The sequence below is a fragment of the Desulfovibrio sp. Fe33 genome (genome assembly GCF_028532725.1).
In the GTDB taxonomy this organism is placed as follows: domain Bacteria; phylum Desulfobacterota; class Desulfovibrionia; order Desulfovibrionales; family Desulfovibrionaceae; genus Pseudodesulfovibrio.
The window spans coordinates 167,704-185,701 of record NZ_JAQKGU010000005.1; the positions used below are offsets into that span (position 1 = coordinate 167,704).

16 protein-coding genes are annotated in these 17,998 nt (G+C 62.0%); 9 read left to right on the forward strand and 7 right to left on the reverse strand.

Features of this window, described 5'->3' with window-relative positions; all coding sequences use genetic code 11:
• Positions 1–63: 63 nt before the first annotated feature.
• Positions 64–651, forward strand: a complete 588-nt coding sequence (plsY, locus tag PSN43_RS09020; protein WP_272700390.1) for a glycerol-3-phosphate 1-O-acyltransferase PlsY — start codon at positions 64–66, stop codon at positions 649–651.
• A gap of 4 nt (positions 652–655) precedes the next feature.
• The gene (locus PSN43_RS09025; RefSeq protein ID WP_272700391.1) at positions 656–1,618 is read left to right on the forward strand and encodes a cation diffusion facilitator family transporter; all 963 of its coding nucleotides are present in this window, start codon (positions 656–658) and stop codon (positions 1,616–1,618) included.
• On the opposite strand, the gene hflX is transcribed toward PSN43_RS09025, so the two are convergent.
• The 3 genes from hflX to PSN43_RS09040 all read right to left on the reverse strand — a co-directional run bounded on the left by hflX (position 1,615) and on the right by PSN43_RS09040 (position 5,087).
• Entirely contained in the window at positions 1,615–3,063 is a 1,449-nt protein-coding gene (gene hflX, locus PSN43_RS09030) for a GTPase HflX (RefSeq protein WP_336314028.1), read from the reverse strand. The two genes, PSN43_RS09025 and hflX, sit on opposite strands and share 4 nt — an antisense overlap.
• A 400-nt stretch (positions 3,064–3,463) precedes the next feature.
• On the reverse strand, positions 3,464–4,060 hold the full coding sequence (locus tag PSN43_RS09035) for an IMP cyclohydrolase (RefSeq protein ID WP_272700392.1): 597 nt from the start codon (positions 4,058–4,060) through the stop codon (positions 3,464–3,466).
• 463 nt (positions 4,061–4,523) lie between these two features.
• Complete coding sequence (locus PSN43_RS09040; RefSeq protein WP_272700393.1) at positions 4,524–5,087, reverse strand: tetratricopeptide repeat protein; 564 nt, start codon at positions 5,085–5,087, stop codon at positions 4,524–4,526.
• Between the two features lie 432 nt (positions 5,088–5,519).
• Here PSN43_RS09040 and flgB point away from each other — a divergent pair, with 432 nt between their 5' ends.
• The 7 genes from flgB to PSN43_RS09075 are packed head-to-tail and all read left to right on the forward strand — an operon-like array spanning position 5,520 to position 11,525.
• Positions 5,520–5,930 carry a flagellar basal body rod protein FlgB gene (flgB, locus tag PSN43_RS09045; RefSeq protein ID WP_272700394.1) on the forward strand — a complete coding sequence of 137 codons (411 nt, stop codon included), beginning with the start codon at positions 5,520–5,522 and terminating at the stop codon, positions 5,928–5,930.
• Positions 5,931–6,371: a flagellar basal body rod protein FlgC gene (flgC, locus tag PSN43_RS09050; RefSeq protein ID WP_269942167.1), complete on the forward strand. Its 441-nt coding sequence runs from the start codon at positions 5,931–5,933 to the stop codon at positions 6,369–6,371. It abuts the gene before it with no gap.
• A 17-nt stretch (positions 6,372–6,388) separates the two neighbouring features.
• Positions 6,389–6,718: a flagellar hook-basal body complex protein FliE gene (gene fliE, locus PSN43_RS09055; RefSeq protein WP_272700395.1), complete on the forward strand. Its 330-nt coding sequence runs from the start codon at positions 6,389–6,391 to the stop codon at positions 6,716–6,718.
• Between the two features lie 52 nt (positions 6,719–6,770).
• A complete protein-coding gene (gene fliF, locus PSN43_RS09060) occupies positions 6,771–8,363 on the forward strand; it encodes a flagellar basal-body MS-ring/collar protein FliF (RefSeq protein WP_272700396.1) in 1,593 nt (530 codons plus the stop codon).
• A 3-nt stretch (positions 8,364–8,366) separates the two neighbouring features.
• Positions 8,367–9,365, forward strand: coding sequence for a flagellar motor switch protein FliG (fliG, locus tag PSN43_RS09065; RefSeq protein ID WP_272700397.1), 999 nt, complete (start codon positions 8,367–8,369; stop codon positions 9,363–9,365).
• Positions 9,352–10,101, forward strand: coding sequence for a FliH/SctL family protein (locus PSN43_RS09070; protein WP_272700398.1), 750 nt, complete (start codon positions 9,352–9,354; stop codon positions 10,099–10,101). The genes fliG and PSN43_RS09070 overlap by 14 nt, the downstream gene beginning before the upstream one ends.
• Positions 10,102–10,103: 2 nt before the next feature.
• Positions 10,104–11,525, forward strand: coding sequence for a FliI/YscN family ATPase (locus PSN43_RS09075; protein WP_272700399.1), 1,422 nt, complete (start codon positions 10,104–10,106; stop codon positions 11,523–11,525).
• On the opposite strand, the gene PSN43_RS09080 is transcribed toward PSN43_RS09075, so the two are convergent.
• From PSN43_RS09080 to pheS, 4 genes are all read right to left on the reverse strand, one after another.
• Entirely contained in the window at positions 11,522–13,669 is a 2,148-nt protein-coding gene (locus PSN43_RS09080) for an AsmA family protein (RefSeq protein WP_272700400.1), read from the reverse strand. The two genes, PSN43_RS09075 and PSN43_RS09080, sit on opposite strands and share 4 nt — an antisense overlap.
• A 31-nt stretch (positions 13,670–13,700) precedes the next feature.
• Positions 13,701–14,009: a MerR family transcriptional regulator gene (locus PSN43_RS09085; RefSeq protein ID WP_272700401.1), complete on the reverse strand. Its 309-nt coding sequence runs from the start codon at positions 14,007–14,009 to the stop codon at positions 13,701–13,703.
• A gap of 305 nt (positions 14,010–14,314) precedes the next feature.
• Positions 14,315–16,717 carry a phenylalanine--tRNA ligase subunit beta gene (pheT, locus tag PSN43_RS09090; protein WP_272700402.1) on the reverse strand — a complete coding sequence of 801 codons (2,403 nt, stop codon included), beginning with the start codon at positions 16,715–16,717 and terminating at the stop codon, positions 14,315–14,317.
• A gap of 225 nt (positions 16,718–16,942) precedes the next feature.
• The gene (gene pheS / locus PSN43_RS09095) at positions 16,943–17,995 is read right to left on the reverse strand and encodes a phenylalanine--tRNA ligase subunit alpha (protein ID WP_442874869.1); all 1,053 of its coding nucleotides are present in this window, start codon (positions 17,993–17,995) and stop codon (positions 16,943–16,945) included.
• Positions 17,996–17,998 lie beyond the last annotated feature (3 nt).

Below are 17,998 nucleotides of genomic sequence, written 5' to 3' on the forward strand. Positions count from 1 at the left end.
TCCATTATACCTTCAAAAACGCTACAACACGCTAAACTTGAGACCATAGCTGGAGAAATCACCATGACGTTCATCTTCTGGATCCTGTTGGCCTATGTCCTCGGCTCCATTCCCTTTGGACTGCTCATTGCCCGATCGGCGTGCGGCACCGACCCGAGACAGAACGGCAGCAAGAACACCGGCGCGACGAACGTGGCCCGGCTGTGCGGCATGAAATACGGCATCGCAACCCTGGCCTGCGACCTGCTCAAGGGTCTCCTGCCCGTGGTCTTCGCGGCCTCCTGGATAGAATCCCCCTTCGCCCTGTCCCTGGTCGGCCTCGCGGCCATCCTGGGCCATGTATTTTCCTGCTTCATGCACTTCAAGGGCGGCAAGGCCGTGGCCACCACCGTGGGCGTGTTCCTGGGGCTGGCCTTCTGGCCCGCGCTCATCGCCATCGCGCTCTGCCTGCTCATGGTCTGGCTGACCGGCCACGTTTCCATGGGGTCCCTGACCTTCGCCCTGTCCCTGCCGGTGCTCATGCTCCTGTCCGGCAACATTTCCTTCATCCCGGTTGCTCTCGTCGTCATGCTTATCCTGTTCTGGAGGCACAAGGACAACATCCGGCGGCTGGCCCGGGGCGAGGAAAACCCCTGGCTCAAGAAGGAATAACGGAGTGCGGAGAGCTTCCCCCAAACGGTACGCCGTCTACTCCATCGTGGCCTCCATCCTGACCCTGGTGCTGAAGTTCGGCGCCTGGGGGATGACCGGCTCCGTCGGGCTGCTCTCGGACGCCACCGAATCCCTGGTCAACCTGACCGCCGGGGTGCTCGCCCTGACGGCCATTACCATCGCCCTGCGCCCGGCCGACGCCGACCACGCCTACGGCCACGGCAAGGCCGAATACTTTTCGAGCGGCATAGAGGGCGTGCTCATCATCGTGGCCGCCATCGGCATCGCCTATGCGGCCGTCATGCGATTTCTCTCGCCGCAGCCCCTGAACAACCTCGGCATCGGCCTGCTCCTGGCCTTTGTTTCCTCGCTCATCAATTTTCTCACTGCCCGAATCATGCTCCGGGCGGCCAAGCGCTTCGACTCCATCACCCTCGAAGCAGACGCCAGGCATCTCCTGACCGACGTCTGGACCTCGGTGGGACTGGTGGCAGGCCTGGCCGTCATCATCGTCATGCCGGAATGGAAACTCCTGGACCCGATCATCGCCATAATCATGGCCGTGAACATCGTCTTCACGGGCGTAGGCCTGCTCAAGCGGTCCGTGGGCGGGCTCATGGACGACGCCCTGCCCGACGGCGAGCTCCAGCTCATCGCCAATGCCATACACAGCTACACGGGCGACGACGCCACCTTCCACGGACTGCGCACGCGCAAGTCCGGCCCCAGGCGGTTCATCGATTTCCACCTGGTGGTGCCCGGCTCCATGACCGTGCATGATTCCCATGAACTATGCGAATTGATTGAGGAGCTTATCCACTCCAAATTGCCCAGGGCCGAAGTGACCATCCACGTGGAGCCGCTGGAAAGCGAGACCTCCTACGACGGCCATCAGGTGGGCGGCGAATGCGCGGCCTCTCTCGGCGGCCCGTGCATGGGCGTCAAGCGGGCCAAGGACGAAGACTAGCTCCCCTGCTTTTCCCAGGGAAGATTCTCGAGGATGGCCTCGACCATCGGCTCCAGCGTGGGCCGGTCCACCGCCGCGGCGGGGATGCCTTCGGGGTAGATGTTGCGCATGGCTTCCCTTCCTTCCTCGTCCAGCTTGTCCCACTTGTTCAGCACCAGGATGGAAGGAATGGCGGAAAGGTCCATATCGTCGAGAATGGCGCGGACCGCCTCGACCTGCTCCTCCACCTCGGGATGGGAGGCATCGCAGACCTGCACCAGCAGATCGGCGGAATCCAGTTCCTCCAACGTGGCCTGGAACGCCTCCTTGAGGTCCGGCGGCAACCGGCGGATGAATCCGACGGTATCGGTCAGGACCACCTCGCGCTCCTCGGGAAAGCGGATGCGGCGGCTCGTCGGGTCCAGGGTGGCGAAGAGCTTGTCCTCGGCCAGAACCTTGGACTGGGTCAGGGTGTTGAGCAAGGTGGATTTGCCCGCATTGGTGTAGCCCACCAGGGAAACAATGGGCAGCCCGGCCTTGGCGCGCCGCTCACGGGTCTGCGAACGATGCTTGCGGACTTGCTTGAGTTCGGCCTTGAGCCGGGTGAGCCGGTCGTTGGCCCTGCGGCGGTCGATCTCAAGCTTGGTTTCGCCGGGACCACGCCCGCCGATGCCGCCCATAAGCCGGGACATGGCCCGGTTCTTCCCCACCAATCGCGGCAGGGTGTACTTGAGCTGAGCCATCTCCACCTGGAGCTTGCCCGACTTCGATGTGGCGTGCTGGGCGAAAATATCGAGAATGAGTTGCGTGCGGTCAAGAATCTTGCGCTCGGTGATCTCGGCCAGGTTGCGCATCTGGGTGGGCGAAAGCTCCTGGTCGAAGATGATGATGGAAGCGTTGGCCTGCAAGGCGCGGACTTCCAGCTCGGCCAGCTTGCCCTTGCCCATGATGAACTTGGGATTGAGCTTGCGCACCCGCTGAATCATGGTTCCGGCGGATATTATCCCGGCGGTATCGGCCAGCTCAGCCAGCTCCTCCAGGGAAAGCTCCTGCACCGGGCGCGGCGTCTCGTCCACACTGACCAGCAGGGCGCGATTCTCGTCCGACTCGGTGCCCTGCCCGGCCGCCTGGCGGCCGAACTCGTCCTCCACGGCGGAGGTCACGGCCCCGAGGTCGTGCTCGAAGCGGTCCCAACGCACGGGCGGCAGCAACTCGTAACTCTTCTCGTCCGGATTGGGCGGCAGCAGATGGGCGGCCTCCACCGTGACCGGCGCGCCCTCGCGCACAGTCAGCACGGCCACGGAATCGAGCCGCAGGAAGACCATGTCCATGAGGTCCTCCTGACTCAGGCTTTCGTCGGCCAGGTGGGTATGCAGCAGCCGCAGGCCGCGCAGACGGCCGGAGCTCATGCGGGCTCGCGGCAATTCCGGGATGAAGATGGCGCGATTGTCGCCCACCAGGACCATTTCCACTTTGCCCTGGCGGTCGATGAGCAATCCGATCTGACGACCCGTTTCGGACGACAGCTCGGCCAGTTCGCGTCCTTGCTCGACGGTATAGACACCGGTGGTCGGGAACTGACGCTGATACAGCCTTGACAGCCGTTTTACATGGTTGGGCTTCAACCCTTGCAGGTTGCCCTTGGGTTTCTGGGCTATGACGACGCTCCCCTGTTTACGCGGAAATATTCGACTTCGGCCCAACGCCGAAGCTCTTCCCCTTCCAGTACGATTCAGGGAGCGGAAGCCGGATGTCCGGCAAATTGCGCCGCTCCGGCCTCCGCTCCCTGAACCGCGGCACGATTATGCACTCACTTCCGCCGCGCGGCAATCCCCCTGATGCCGCGCGGCGGGGCGAAAACTGCGACTAGGCGTCGTTCTCGCTCAAGTACTTCGTAATCATGGCGTCATACTCGCTGGTCAGCCTGAAGGTCAGGGTGGCCATCTCCTTGCGGAAGGCGAGCGTCAGGCCGCCGTGCTCCTCGATCTCCTGGCGTACCGTCTCATAGTACTGGGGATCGGGGACCACGCAGATGGAATGGAAGTTCTTGGCGGTGGCGCGCAACATGGTGGGACCGCCGATGTCAATCTGCTCCACCGCGGCCTTGAGGTCCAGGCCCTTGGCTACGGCGTCGGCGAAGTTGTACAGGTTGACGCAAACCAGGTCGAACGGCTCGATGCCGAAATCGCGCAGGGTTTCCATGTGCGCCTCGTCATCCTTGTCGGCCAGGATGCCGCCGTGGATGTGCGGGTGAAGGGTCTTGACCCGGCCGCCGAGAATTTCGGGGAAATCGGTGACGTCGGACACCGAGGTGACGGGCAGCCCGGCGCCCTGCAGCATCTTCTTGGTGCCGCCGGTGGACACCAGTTCACACCCCTGCTCAACCAGGAACTCGCCGAACTCGGCAAGACCGGTCTTGTCGGTCACTGAAAGAATAGCTCTCTTAACAGGCAACAGATTCATCGCAAACCTCACTTGATGTTTTGTGAGCCTGTGCCAGATTTGTTGCCCAAAGGCAAGGCGCGGAAGGCCACGGTTTCCGGCGAAAATCAGCGCAATGGACCGGAGTTTTTCCACAGCTGTTCAAAAAACTTTGATTCCCGACGGCAAAAACTGCAAAAAAACCAAAACCGAGCCGCCCTCGCCGAAACGGGTGAACGGGCGGAAAACACTCAACAGCCCATCATTGCAGGACGATGAACAAGCAACGTGACCATCTGACGTTGGAACGGAATAAAGGGGACGGCGAACAGCCCCAGGCAGGGCCGCCGCTGAACTCGGAAAGCGGAAAGGACCGACGCTGGACATCCCCGGGCGGGGAAACGTCTTCACGCGGCCGACGAGCGTCTCGACGCCCTGAGGGCTGACCTCCCGCCCCGCGGCAAAAGGCTGCGGGACGGGAAATCAACGGGAGGGGAGACCTTTATCAGGACCTGATCTGGTCGAGCATTTCCTTGGCGGCGGCGTGCTCGGGATCCTTTTCGAGGATGATCTCAAGCTGCTTGACGGCCGCCTCGGTCTGCCCGGCACAAACGAGGCATCCGGCCAGAGAATAGCGCACTTCATGCTTGGCCGGATCGATTTCAAGGTAATTTTCGAGATGCGGGATGGTCTCGCCGAGACGGTTCAGCTCATGGCCGAGCCGAATCAGGCTGAACAGGGCGACCATGTTCTCGGGGTTCATGCCGACGGCCTCGACAAACAGGGAGAAGGCCTCTTCCTTGCCGCCGTTCTCCATGAGAATGAGTCCGATCCCTGAAAGACTCTTGTCGGAAGGCTCGATCTTGTGGGCCTTCCGGTACATGATCTCGGCGTTCTTCAAATCGCCGCGCTGGACAGCGACGGTAGCCAGGCCGAGATACGGGTCGGGATGGACGCCGTTGGAACCGACGGCCTTCTTGTAATACTCCTCGGCCTTGTCCAGCTCACCCATGAACAGGTAGCATTCGCCGAGTTCCTTGTTGATTTCGTAATCCAGATGACCACTCATAGTTCCCCTCCATTTCTCCTTTTCCCGAAGGGCCGGGCTGAAAAAATCTCCTTGGCCGATTCGGCCGAAACCGATCTAGCAATCAATGTGCCAACAACTGATTCCGCCACAACAGGCCATTGCAAAGATAAAACTATAACCCACTGTAAAAAATCATATTTTACGGCATACGCCTAACCGCGCCCCCTCCATTTCTCCTCCCCCACGAGGGGCCGGAGGGAAGATTCTACCTCTGTTTCCGCCAAAATGACGCGCCGGCGGCCGTCCCCTTGTCCGCAACTCTGACGCGCCGTCTCCAACATTTTATATATCTTGAATTATTCCAGGATATTATTCGTTTGGAACGGGAGTTGCTTACTCTTTTTCGGTCCCGGCGGAAAATCATGCCCCCACGGGACGGCCACGGTTACGCGAATGCAGGAGGATCAAGAAATGCGAGGACTTTTCGAGCACCAGCTCAACCTGACGGCAAAGGTCATGGACCTGCGCCTGGAACGTCAAAATGTCGTCACGGGCAACATCGCCAACGTGAACACGCCGGGCTACCGGGCCCGCAGCCTCGAATTCGAAGGCCGCCTGCAGGACGCGCTGAACCAGAACGCCCTTGGCAAGCTCACCCGCACTCAGGGGTCCCATCTTCCCGCAACCTTCGATCCCGACGGCTTCAAGGGCGAAGGGCTGGACGACTTCCGGGCGCGCGAGGTCTACGGCATGGACCACGTGAACCTGGACAAGGAAATGGCCACGAACGCCAAGAACACCATGATGTACAACGCCCTGGCCTCGGTCATCAAAAAAAGTTTCGACGGCATGGGCAAGGTCATTCAGGAAGGGAGCAAGTAAATGGATATCATGACAGCCCTGGACATCGGCGCGTCCGGCCTCACGGCCCAACGGGCGCAGCTCAACGTCATTTCCATGAACATGGCCAACATCCGGACCACCAAGACGGCCGAAGGCGGCCCGTACCAGCGCAAATCCGTCTCCTTCGAGGCGACCCCGGTCTACTCGCCCTTCGACCAGGCCATGCAGGACCAGCTCAACCGCAACCTGGAAGGAGTCAAGGTGTTGGGAGTGACCGCCGACCAGCGGCCCTTCAAGCAGGTCTACGAGCCTGACCATCCCGACGCCAACGACCAGGGCTACGTGTTCTATCCGGACATCAACGTGGTTGAGGAAATGGCCAACATGATGCAGGCCATGCGCGGATACGAGGCCAACGTCCAGACGATCCAGGCGGCCAAGCAAATGTTCCAGAAAGCCCTCGTCATCGGACAAGGCTAGGGAAAAGGAGATAGCAAATGGTCGTCAAGAGCGTCGCCATCAACGCGTATCAGAGCGCCATGGACCTCCGCCGCCGCACGGTGGATTCCACGGTCTCCGAGAGCCTCAAAAAGCCCCAGGAACCCGTCCGGAGCTTCAACGACACCCTCAAGTCCTCCCTCGTCAAGGTCAACGACCTGCAAAGCGAGAAGAAGGTCATGATCGAGGAATTCGCATCCGGCAAGAGCCAGAACGTGCATGAGCTGATGATCGCCATGCAGAAGGCGGGCATGGCCATGCAGATGACCGGCGCCGTCCGCAGCAAGGTCATGTCGGCGTACAAGGAAATCATGCAGATGCCGTTCTAGGCGTCGCCGCAACCCGTAGCAACACAGCCAACGCAAGCTGGAGAATAGAAAGATGCCTCCGTTCGTCGCCGAATACTGGTCCAAAGCACAGGGTCTCTGGGCAGACCGCACCGCGTCCCAACGTATCCTCATCGGTGGATTGGCCGCCGCAGTGATCGTTTCCTTCGCGCTGATGATCTACTGGATGAACAAGCCCGACTACAGGGTCCTGATGACAAACCTCTACCCCGAGGACGCATCCAGGATCGTGGCCCTGCTCCAGGGCCAGAAGGAAAGCTACAAGCTCGAGGACAACGGCCGGACCATCAAGGTCCCGGCGGACAGGGTGTACGAGCTCAGGCTCAAGGTGGCGGGAGAAGGCAACCTGCACGGCCAGGGCATCGGCTTTGAAATTTTCGACGAAGTGCAGATCGGCCAGACCGACTTCGTGCAGCACGTCAACTACCAGCGCGCCCTGCAAGGCGAGCTGGCCCGCACCATCACGGAATTTCCCCTCGTCGACAAAGCCCGTGTCCACCTGGTCATCCCGCAGAAGTCCCTGTTCATCGAGGACCAGATAGCGCCGTCGGCGTCCATCGTCCTGCAACTCAAGGGCGACGGCAAGCTTGAGCCCGACGAGGTCAAGGGCGTCGTCAATCTGGTGTCCATGGCCGTGGAAGGCCTTGAGCCCAAGAACATCACGGTCACGGACATGAAGGGGCACCCCCTGTACACCCCGGAGGACGAGACCTCCGGCCTGGCCATGTCCAACGCCCAACTCCTCTACAAGGCGGATGTGGAAGGCAAGCTGCAACGCCGCATTCTCGAACTCCTCGGCCCCGCCGTCGGCCCGGACAAGGTCATCGCCCGCGTCAACGCCGACCTCGATTTCAGCCAGCGCACCGTGCGCAAGGAGACCTACGACCCGGACGGCTCCGTGGTCCGCTCCGAAACCCGCAATGAAGAGACCACGCAAGGCGCTGCCTCGCTGGCCGGGGGCGAGCCCGACGTCAATTTCCGGGGCGACGGCTTCACCGGAACCCAGACCACACAGGATTCCACACGCGAGTCCAGGACCACCAACTTCGAGATAAACCGGCAGGAAGAAAATATTATTACCCCCGTCGGGGAATTGAAACGCCTGACCGTTGCGGTTATCGTTGACGGGACGTGGGAGACGGGCGCCGACGGCAATGCGGTCTACGCGCCCCGATCCGCCGAGGAAATCAACCGTATCCGCACCTTGATAGAAAACGCGGTGGGCTTCGACTCGCAGCGCGGCGACACCATCGAGGTGAGCAACATCTCCTTCGGCGAACCGCAGTTGGCCGACGGCGACTCCCTCATGCGGACCATGCTGGAATACGCCCAGCGGCTGGGCAAGCCGTTCCTCAACGGCCTGCTGATCTTCCTCTTCCTCATCCTGGTCGTCCGGCCGGTGGTCATGGCCCTGATCCGGCCCAGGATCGCCGAACAGGAGATCGAGGAGATGGCGGGGCTGCCCGGCACCGAACGGTTGGCCCTCGAAGAGGAAGAAATGGACGAGGAAGCCCTGGATACGTCCAGGCGGCTCGAAAACGCCAAGAATCACGCGATTCAACTGTCCGACGAAAATATCGATCAGGCGGTCCACCTGCTCAAGACCTGGCTCACCCAGGAGGCATAAGACATGGCAGATTTTAGCGGCCCCCAGAAAACGGCCATCGTGCTCCTCGCCCTGGGCGAGAAGTTCACGGCGGAGGTGTTCAAGCGCATGGAGCGCAACGAAATCGCCGCCGTGTCCAAGGCCATGCTCGAAACCGACTCCATTCCCAAGGAGGAGGTGCTGGAAGTCCTCAAGGAATACAACGAGGCCCTGGCATACGGCGCGGAACTTCTGGTGGGCGGCCCGGAACAGGTCAAGCGTCTGCTGACCCAGTCCCTGGACTCGGAAACGGCCAAGTACATCATGGACTCCCTGGACCTGGACACCGGCCCCACGCCGTTCCAGGAACTGGAGAACGTCAGCCCGCGCATCCTGGCGCAGATTCTCCGCAACGAGCATCCCCAGACCCTGGCCCTTATCCTGGGGCATCTGCACCCGGACCAGGCCGCCGAGCTCATCCAGAACCTTCCCGCGGGCGTCCGCGCCGAAGTGCTCATGCGCCTCGCCAAGCTCGAAGCCGTGGCCGAGGAAATGCTCATGGAAGTGGACAAGGTCCTGCAAAGCCAGCTCATCGCCATGGGCGGCAAGGAAGGCAAGAAGGTCGGCGGCGTCAATTCCGTGGCGGAGATTCTCAACGCCGTGGACCGCAACACCGAGGAAGAGGTCCTGTCCGAGATCGAGGAGGAGTCCACCCAGATGGCCGAAGACATCCGCAACCTCATGTTCGTGTTCGAGGACGTCAAGAGCATCGACGACATCGCCATCCGCGAACTGCTCAAGGAGGTTTCCAACGAGGACCTCACCGTCGCGCTCAAGGGAGCCAGCGAGGAGCTGCGCGAAAAATTCTTCAAGAACCTGTCCGAGCGCGCTTCGGCCATGATAAAGGAAGACCTGGAAATCATGCCGCCCAAGAAGCTCAGCGAGGTGGAGGCCGCGCAACAGGCCATCGTCAAGACCGTCCGCCGTCTGGAGGACGAAGGCAAGATCGTCATCAGCCGAGGTGGCAGCGATGTCTTTATCTAAGCACCAGGCGCATCGCCCCCGCATGACGGGCAAGGTCGTGGTCGGCATGAACACGCCCGGCCCGGACGAAATGACCATCCAGGAGCTGGAGGGCAAACGCCAGCTCGTGTGGGACGAGTCCACCAACGAGGAATATCTGGCCCGGGTACGTGAGAAGGCCCGTGACGCGGCCAAAGAAATCAAGATGCTGGCGGAGCTTGAGGCCGAAGCGTTGCGCGCCACGGCCCGGCACGAAGGATTTGCGGCGGGCATGGCCGAAGCCCAGGAATTCGTGGACCAGCACATCAGGGACATCTCGGCCAAGGCCGAGGCCCTGTTCGCCCAGCTCGGAGCCCAGGGCGGCAACATCTACGAGGCCCGGCGAAAGGACGTCACCCGGCTTATCAGGCTGGCGCTGCGCAAAACCCTCAAGGTCGAGTTGGACGAGAAACGGTCCGAGGCCCTTCAGGCACTCATGACCCAAGCCCTGGAACGCATTGAGTCCCAGCGCCGCATCGAAATCCGCTGCAACCCGGAGGAGGCAGCAGAGCTTGACGAGTTCGTCAAGACCATCCAGGACCGCAATCCCTCCCTTCAATACTGGACCGTCAAGGGCGACCCCTCCATCGAGATGGGCGGCGTGGTCATCGAGGCCGACGAAGGCAAGGTGGACAACACCGTGGACACCCGCTGGAAGAGCGTGGAACCCCTCTTCGACCAGTTGGCCGAGCAGATTACATCCGGAAACGGGGAATAGCCATGGACGCGGACTCGAAGCTCGCCCTTCTCGAAGAGCTCGATCCCTGCCAGACCTTCGGCAAGGTCACCAAGGTGGTCGGCCTCATCGCGGAAGGACGGGGCATCAAGGCCCCCCTCGGCTCGGTCTGTTATCTCCTGCCGTCCGGGCACGATCCCATCCCGGCCGAAGTGGTCGGATTCCGCGACGGCGCGTGCCTGTTCATGCCCTACTCGGACATGCGCGGCATCGGTCCCGGCTCCCTGATCCAGAACGCGGCCACCCCGCCGCACATCCCCGTGGGCAAGGCCATGCTCGGCCGCGCCGTGGACGCCTTCGGGCAGCCGCTCGACGGCAAAGGGCCGTTTCACGCCGAGGCGTTCGCCCCTCTGCACCGCGAGCCGCCCAACCCCCTGGAACGCCCGCGCATCGACAAGCCCCTCGACGTGGGCATCCGCTCGGTGAACGCACTTTTGACGCTCGGCAAGGGGCAGCGCGTCGGCATCATGGCCGGTTCCGGCGTGGGCAAATCCACGACCATGGGCATGATGGCCCGGTACACCAAGGCGGACATCAACGTCATAGCCCTGGTCGGTGAGCGCGGCCGCGAGGTGGTGGAATTCATTGAGCGCGACCTCGGCCCCGAGGGCATGGCCCGCAGCGTGCTCGTGGTGGCCACCTCGGACAAGAGCCCGCTCATCCGAATGCGAGCGGCCTACGCCGCAACGGCCATCGCAGAATTTTTCCGGGACCAGGGCAAGGACGTGCTGCTGATGATGGACTCGGTCACGCGTTTCGCCATGGCGGGCCGCGAGGTCGGCCTGGCCGCGGGCGAACCGCCCACGCGCGGCGGCTACACCCCGTCCGTCTTCGCCCACCTGCCCCAGCTTCTGGAACGCGCGGGCAAGAACCGCAAGGGGTCCATCACCGGCGTCTACACGGTCCTGGTGGATGGCGACGACTTCACCGAACCCATTGCGGACTCCACCCGTTCCATCCTGGACGGCCACATCGTCCTGACCCGCGAGCTGGCCGACATGGGCCACTATCCGGCCATCGACGTGCTCAAGTCCATCAGCCGTCTGCGGAGCGACATCACCACCAAGCAGGCGCAGGCCGACGGGCGCACCCTGTTGCGGCACATGGCCACCTTCAAGCGGGTGGAAGACATGGTCAACATCGGGGCATACCAGAAGGGAGCCAATGCGGAAGTGGACAGGGCCATCGCCATGGTCGGTCCCATCAACCGATTCCTGCGTCAGCTCGTCGATGAACAGGAGACTCTGGACGGAGCCTTCAAGGCCATGCACGAGCTGGTGGCCGACGAGGCGGAGACCGCGCAGCCGACGCCTTCACAGGCCAAGACCAATTCGCGGCAGCAGCTCAAGAAGGTGAACCGCAAAAACGGTCCGGCTCCCGCCAACATCAAGATGAAAGTCCGCTAAAATATCCCGAGGAATTTCTTCCGCTCCGGCGCGCCGGACTCGGGTTCGTCCTCGCAGCACGACTTGTCCAGGGCGGAGCCTACGCCCTTGACCACATTCTTCATCCCGCCGAAAACCGTGCCCACGGTGTCGATCACCACCCCGCCGAGGGATTTCACGTACTCTGAGACAGAAACCCAATACCGGGGCTTGTCGATGGTCCCGGTCACGCGGATGGGAACCATGACGCCGACAAGTTCATGGGACGACTTGCCGCCCTGCCCCGAAGCCGTGGGAACGAGCTTGGCCTTGACGATGTAATCGATCTGCCGCGTGACCAGGGAGAGAGCCCCGTGCCCGTCGGCGCGAAGCCCGGGAGCCTTGACCTCAAGATCGCTGTTGGAGATCACGCCATCGGCGACGGTGCCGGTGCCGGTGATGGAGCCGAATTTGGTGGAGTCGGTCTGCTCAGCCTCCACCGTCCCCTTCCCGTCCTTGTCCGACGCGGTGGTCCGGGCCATGCGCACAAGGTCAACGCCGGGGAATACGCCATCGGCCAGACTGAAGGAAAGCTTGCCGCCCAGGGTGGAGAGCAGATCACGCATCCGCTCGCCCTGCGCCTTCAAACTCGACGTAAAATCCGCAACACCGGCATAATCGGCCTTGCCGGTCAGGTCCTCGGACACTCCGGCCACGTCAAGCCGCTCCACATGCAGGTCGGACGCGACCACCGGCGTTCCCTTGCCCGCGTCCGCCGAAAAAGAAAGCTTGATATTTCCGCCATAAGCCGAGGCCGAAAGGGGATCAATGGTCAGCACCCCGTTCTTGCCCTTGGCCGTCACCGACACATCGCTGTAATTCATTCCGCCGACCTTGAGCCGGGCAGCCTTGGCGTCCATATCGAAATCCAGCCGCCGCAGGATTTCCGCGGGCAGGATCATGTCGTCCAACAGACCGGACTTGGCCCGCTCCTGGGACACGGCCCCCTTTTCCGCGTGGTCCGGGGGCAAATAGCGGTCCAGATCAAGGTCTCCCGCATCCACGTGCGCCACCCAGCGGGGCCACTTGCCGCCTCGCGTCACCTCCCCGCTTCCCACTATGCGGGTCCCGTCCACCGAAAGCTCCACGTCCTCCAGCCTCAGCCGTCCGGTCTCGAAATCCACCCGCCCCGTCCCGCCCACCTTGGTCAGGGCCTCGGGATCGGCCGTATTCGGCGTGTTGGCCCCCAGAGCGGTCATCAAGGTCCGCAGGTTCGTCGGCTTCAACGTGAGGTTGGCGGTAAGCGCCGACAACGTATCCGTAATCCCCCTGATGGTGCCGTCGGCAAGCAGGGTCGCCCCGTAGGCCGAGCATTCGAGACCCGTCACCTGGGCGGTCTCCTTGTTGAAATCGAGGGCCAGGAATTGAAAGGACAAGGTGCCGTCCACGCTCCCGCCGGGTATGGAGCCGCCTACGGCCTTGACCGCCACGCGCATGTCCATGTGGCCGTATTCGCGATAGGCAAGATCAAAGGAGGATTGTCCTTCAAGACTCAAGGTTCCCTTGGCGTCGGGATTCCGGCAGTCAAAGCCGACGTTCACCTTCACGGGAAAAAGGCCGCCCCTGCTGACGCGCCCGGTAGTCACGTCCATGCCTCGCAGGACGAACCAAGTGCCCGCCTTCCGATCATCCCAGGTCAGGCCGCCTCCGGTTATGCTCACGCCCGCCACATCCAGATCGAAGGTATCTTTGCCGCCTCCCCGCCCGGAGTCGGCCTGTTTGCGGCCCACCAGATCGTCCCAGTTGGCCCGGCCCTGCTCGTCTCGGCCGAGGTTCAGGACCGGCCTGTCGAGCACGAGCTGGCCGAAACGGATCTTTCCCATAAACAGGGGCAGGATACGCACGGTCACGCGAGCCGAACTCACCGAAGCCATGGGCTCGGGGCCGAACCCTTCGGCATTGCTCAGGGAAAGCCCACCCAAGGCAACGCCCAGGCCGGGAAAAAACGTCAGGCTGATGTCGCCTTCAAACGTCAGGGCTCGGCCGGTCTCCTTGAGCACGGCCTGGCTGATGCGTTCCTTGTAGTTGTTGGGATCAAAGACAGCTACGAAAACCAGGGCGGAAACAACGAACAACGCCAGGCAGACGCCCAGACCGATCAGTCCGAATTTCAAAAAGTTGCCCATGGTCCGCCCCCTTGCGGGAAGGCCCCGCAGCCTAGCGTCTCAGAAGATTCCGGATGGCCAGCAGTTCGTCGCGCACCTCGGCCAGAATATGGGCCTGTTCGCGGCTGCGCAGTTTTTTCTTGGCCCCGTCGATGGTCAGCCCCTCGTCGTAGAGAAGCCTTTTTATCTCGCGAATGATTTCCAGGTGCTCCTCGGTGTACAGCCGTTGGCCGCTCTCGGTCCGAATGGGATCGATCTCATCGAACTCCCCTTCCCAAAAGCGGAGTACGTAGGTCTTGACCCCTATCTCCTTGGCGGCCTGCCCGATCTTGTACCGCTTGAAGTCCCGCAAATCTTCCATTTGTTATTTCTAGCAAATACCCACGCCGCATTCAACAGTGTTCCGAAGAAGATGCCGCTCTCCTTTTTCCCGTTTTTTTATCCCCGCCTCCGCGGCAGGATACCGCGAAACCGAGGAAAGCCCGCGCCGAAGGCGCATACAGGGGATGCAAGGGTGCGGGCCCTTGCCCGCCGTAGACGAAATCACCCTACCATTGTCGCAAAGCGGCTTTCAACGCCCGATTATTCAACGAGTGAAAGGGACAGGCCCACGAAAAAAGGCCCCGCTCCCGAGGGAGCAGGGCCTTCAACAGCATATTCGTTGTCCTAGAACCGGATGGGCAGGCTTTTTTCGAGGGCCTCCAGAATCTTCTGGTGCTCCTTGTCGACCTGCTTGTCCTTGAGGGTTTTGGTGGGCGAACGGTAGGTCAGCCGGAAGGAGAGATTGCGTTCCTCCTCATGTCCTTCGGGCACGAACTCGGCCACCAGCTCGACGGATTCGAGGATATCCACATCCGCGCCGAGGATGGTGTCGCGGATGGCGTCGGCGCGCAGGGTCACAGGGCCGATGACGGTGACGTCCCGGCGGCTGGGCGGGAAGACCGGCAGCGGCCGGAAGCTGATCCGGTGGGCGTCGGCCATGTCGCGCAGGCCGTCCAGGTTGAAATCGGCCAGCCAAACGTCTTTGCGGGCATGGTAGTAATCAGCCATCTCCTCACGGACCCGGCCGATGAGCCCCACGGCCTGACCGGCCACGCTCACCTGAATGCAGGGCTCGAGGTAGGGATGCCCCCCTTCGGAAAGGGTAAAGACCGGGGCTTCGAGCTTGAGGGTGTCGGCGAGCAGATGCTCAACCAGGCCCTTGATATCCAGATAGTCCACATCACCGTGAGTCCACGGCCACTCCTGCGCATGGCGGGGGCCGTAAAGCAGAATGGCCAGACGGGACTGCTCACGGGTTTCGGTCTCGGAGGTCTCGTCGTACACGAACTGCTTGGCGACCTCGAACAGACGGATGTGATTGTTGCCCTGGGCCAGATTGTTCTTGAGCGCATTCAGCAGACCCGGGGCCAGCTCGGTGCGCATGACGTTCTGTTCCTCGGACAGGGGGTTGGCGATGAAAACCCGGCCCTCTTCGGGAAGGTCGAGCCGGTCGAGATCGTCGGAGCCTGTGAAGCTGTAGTTGATGGCCTCGTTCAGCCCAACGCCGCGCCCCCAGAATTTGACGCGCTTGATGAAATCGTACACCGGGGTCCCGTCCGCGCCCTCAAGGGACTTGGCAACTTTGGGCAGCACCGCCGGAATGCGGTCAAGGCCATAAACGCGGCCCACTTCCTCGTACAAGTCCACTTCCCGTTCGAGGTCGAGGCGATGGGACGGAGACGAAACGGTCCAGTTGTCCGGATCGGCGTCGTTGACCGTGCACCCTTCGAGCACAAAAACCTTCTTGGCGAATTCCGGCTCCAGGTCCAGGCCGAGCAGGGACATGCACCGCTTGTGGCGGTAGCCGTGGGTACGGTCCTGCCACGGGCAGGGCTCGGCGGTGGCGACACCGGAAACAACCGTGCCGCCGGAGGTCTCGGCCATGAGCTGAGCGGCGCGATCTTGGGCGAAACGGGTCATGACCTGGTCGACACCGCGCTCGAAGCGGTAGGACGCTTCGGAAGGCAGGGACAGCCTGCGGGCGGTTTTGCGAACCGTGCCGGGACGGAACACGGCGGCTTCGAGCAGAACGTTGCTCGACCCGGCGCCCATCTCGGAATTCAGGCCGCCCATAACGCCCGCCAGGGCGACGGGCTTGACGCCGTCCCAGATGAGCAGATCGTGAGCGGTAAGAGTCCGCTCCATGTTGTCCAGGGTGGTGAACTTCATGCCGTCCGTGGCGGGAGCCACGCGGATGGTCGCCTTCTCGATCAGGTCGAGATCGAAGGAATGCAGCGGCTGGCCCAGTTCAAACATGATGTAGTTGGTGACGTCGACGATGTTGGAAATGGGACGCTGCCCCAGGGCAAGGAGCTTGAAACGCATCCAGTCCGGGGCCTTGCGGGTCTGCACGCCCTTGATGAGCCGGGCGTGGTAGGCCGGACACAGCTCGGGATCGTCGATGACGATCTTGACTTCGTCGGAAGCGTTGCCGCCCCCTTCGACAAGATTCAGCTCAGGCAGAGTCAGCGGCAGATCGAAGGCAAGTGCCGTCTCGCGGGCGAAACCGAGAATGGAAAGACAATCCGCGCGGTTGGGAGTAATGTCGAAATCAAAGACCACCCGTTCGAGATTCAGGGCGTCCACCAGCTTGTCGCCCACCTTGAACGAATCGTCGAGCACCCAAATGCCTTCATGGTCCTCGGAAAGCCCCAGCTCGCGCTCGGAGCAGATCATGCCCATGGACTTGACGCCGCGAAGCTTGGCCTTCTTGATCTTCATGCCGTCGGGCATGGTCGTGCCCACCATGGCGACAGGAACCTTCTGGCCCTTGCCCACGTTGGGCGCGCCGCACACGATGGTCAGGGTCTCGGGGCCGCCGACGTCCACGGTGCATACCGACAGGTGGTCGGATTCAGGATGGGTTTCGCGCTCGACGACATGGCCGACCACGATGTCCTGGATAGATTCAAAGGGATCGATGATGCCGTCCAGCTCCAGTCCGAGCATGGTCAGCTTGTCCCCGAGAACCTGGATATCTCCCTCGTAGGGAACAAATTCACGCAACCAATTCAAGCTAACTAACATGAGTGCCTCCGGCAGCCGAATCAGGAAAGAGACGCCCTTTTCGCAAAAGGGGGTGTCCCTCGTCTCACGGCCCGCCATCCCCTGCCCCTCGCGGACTGCCCGCAATCGCGGCCACGCAGTCGAAGGGAGGTGGAAAAGTTGTCTTCGTAGGGTGCGAGCTTCGTGAAGCTCAATATGTCAATGGGGCGCACGAAAAGCTTTAGCTCTTCGTGCGCCACGCAAAATCTAGGCGAACTGTTCCAGGAAGCGGACGTCGTTCTCGAAGAACATGCGCAGGTCGTTGATGCCGTACTTCAGCATGGCGACGCGCTCGACGCCGAGCCCGAAGGCGAAACCCGTGTAGACCTCGGGGTCGTACCCCACGGACTTGAACACGTTGGGATCGACCATGCCGCAGCCCAGAATCTCGACCCAGCCCGTGCCCTTGCACACCCGGCAGGTCTTCCCGTCGGTCTCGCCCTTGCCGCCGCACATGACGCACGAGATGTCCACCTCGGCCGAAGGCTCGGTGAACGGGAAGAAGCTCGGACGGAAGCGGACTTCGGTTTTGGGACCGAAGACCTTGCGCACGAACACGGTCAGAGTGCCGCGGAGGTCGCCCATGGAAACATTGCGGTCGACCAGCAGCCCTTCGATCTGGTGGAACATGGGGGTGTGGGTCAGGTCCGAGTCGCGGCGGTAGACCTTGCCCGGGGCGATGACGGCCACCGGAGGCTTACGCTTGAGCATACTGCGAATCTGCATTCCCGAGGTGTGGGTACGCAGGACGATTTTGTCCGACACGTACAAGGTATCCTGCATGTCGCGGGCCGGATGGTCCGGCGGCATGTTCAGGGCCTCGAAGTTGTGCCAGTCGTTTTCCACCTCGGGACCGGCGGCGTGCTCAAAGCCGAGCCCGACCAGAATGGAGGCGATTTCGTCCATGACCAGGGTCACGGGATGCAGGGAACCGGCCCACGGCTTGCGGCCCGGCATGGAAGGATCGAAGCGCGACAGAGCCTGACCGGACTCCGCCGCGTGCAGCTCGGCCTCCCAGGCGTCGATCATACCGGTGACCGCCTGTTTGACCTCGTTGGCCTTCTTGCCCGCTGCGGGTTTGTCGGCGACGTCGAGCTTGCCGAGGCGACCCATGATCTGGGCGAGCTTACCCTTCCGGCCCAGGAACTCTATGCGGAGTTCCTCCAGTTCCTTTAACGAACAAGCCTGGCCCTTGCGCGAAGCGCAATCCTGGGCCAGGCTGTCGAGTCCTTCCAGGAAGGACTTCAATTCACTACTCACTTG

Bases quoted from the DNA above. Each gene is read 5' to 3' on its own strand.
- hflX (WP_336314028.1), bottom strand. From the start codon at position 3,063: ATGGTCCTGGTGGGCGACAATCGCGCCATCTTCATCCCGGAATTGCCG.
- PSN43_RS09085 (WP_272700401.1), bottom strand. From the start codon at position 14,009: ATGGAAGATTTGCGGGACTTCAAGCGGTACAAGATCGGGCAGGCCGCC.
- fliG (WP_272700397.1), top strand. From the start codon at position 8,367: ATGGCAGATTTTAGCGGCCCCCAGAAAACGGCCATCGTGCTCCTCGCC.
- plsY (WP_272700390.1), top strand. From the start codon at position 64: ATGACGTTCATCTTCTGGATCCTGTTGGCCTATGTCCTCGGCTCCATT.
- fliE (WP_272700395.1), top strand. From the start codon at position 6,389: ATGGTCGTCAAGAGCGTCGCCATCAACGCGTATCAGAGCGCCATGGAC.
- pheT (WP_272700402.1), bottom strand. From the start codon at position 16,717: ATGTTAGTTAGCTTGAATTGGTTGCGTGAATTTGTTCCCTACGAGGGA.
- PSN43_RS09080 (WP_272700400.1), bottom strand. From the start codon at position 13,669: ATGGGCAACTTTTTGAAATTCGGACTGATCGGTCTGGGCGTCTGCCTG.
- flgB (WP_272700394.1), top strand. From the start codon at position 5,520: ATGCGAGGACTTTTCGAGCACCAGCTCAACCTGACGGCAAAGGTCATG.
- fliF (WP_272700396.1), top strand. From the start codon at position 6,771: ATGCCTCCGTTCGTCGCCGAATACTGGTCCAAAGCACAGGGTCTCTGG.
- PSN43_RS09070 (WP_272700398.1), top strand. From the start codon at position 9,352: ATGTCTTTATCTAAGCACCAGGCGCATCGCCCCCGCATGACGGGCAAG.
- PSN43_RS09040 (WP_272700393.1), bottom strand. From the start codon at position 5,087: ATGAGTGGTCATCTGGATTACGAAATCAACAAGGAACTCGGCGAATGC.
- flgC (WP_269942167.1), top strand. From the start codon at position 5,931: ATGGATATCATGACAGCCCTGGACATCGGCGCGTCCGGCCTCACGGCC.
- PSN43_RS09035 (WP_272700392.1), bottom strand. From the start codon at position 4,060: ATGAATCTGTTGCCTGTTAAGAGAGCTATTCTTTCAGTGACCGACAAG.
- PSN43_RS09075 (WP_272700399.1), top strand. From the start codon at position 10,104: ATGGACGCGGACTCGAAGCTCGCCCTTCTCGAAGAGCTCGATCCCTGC.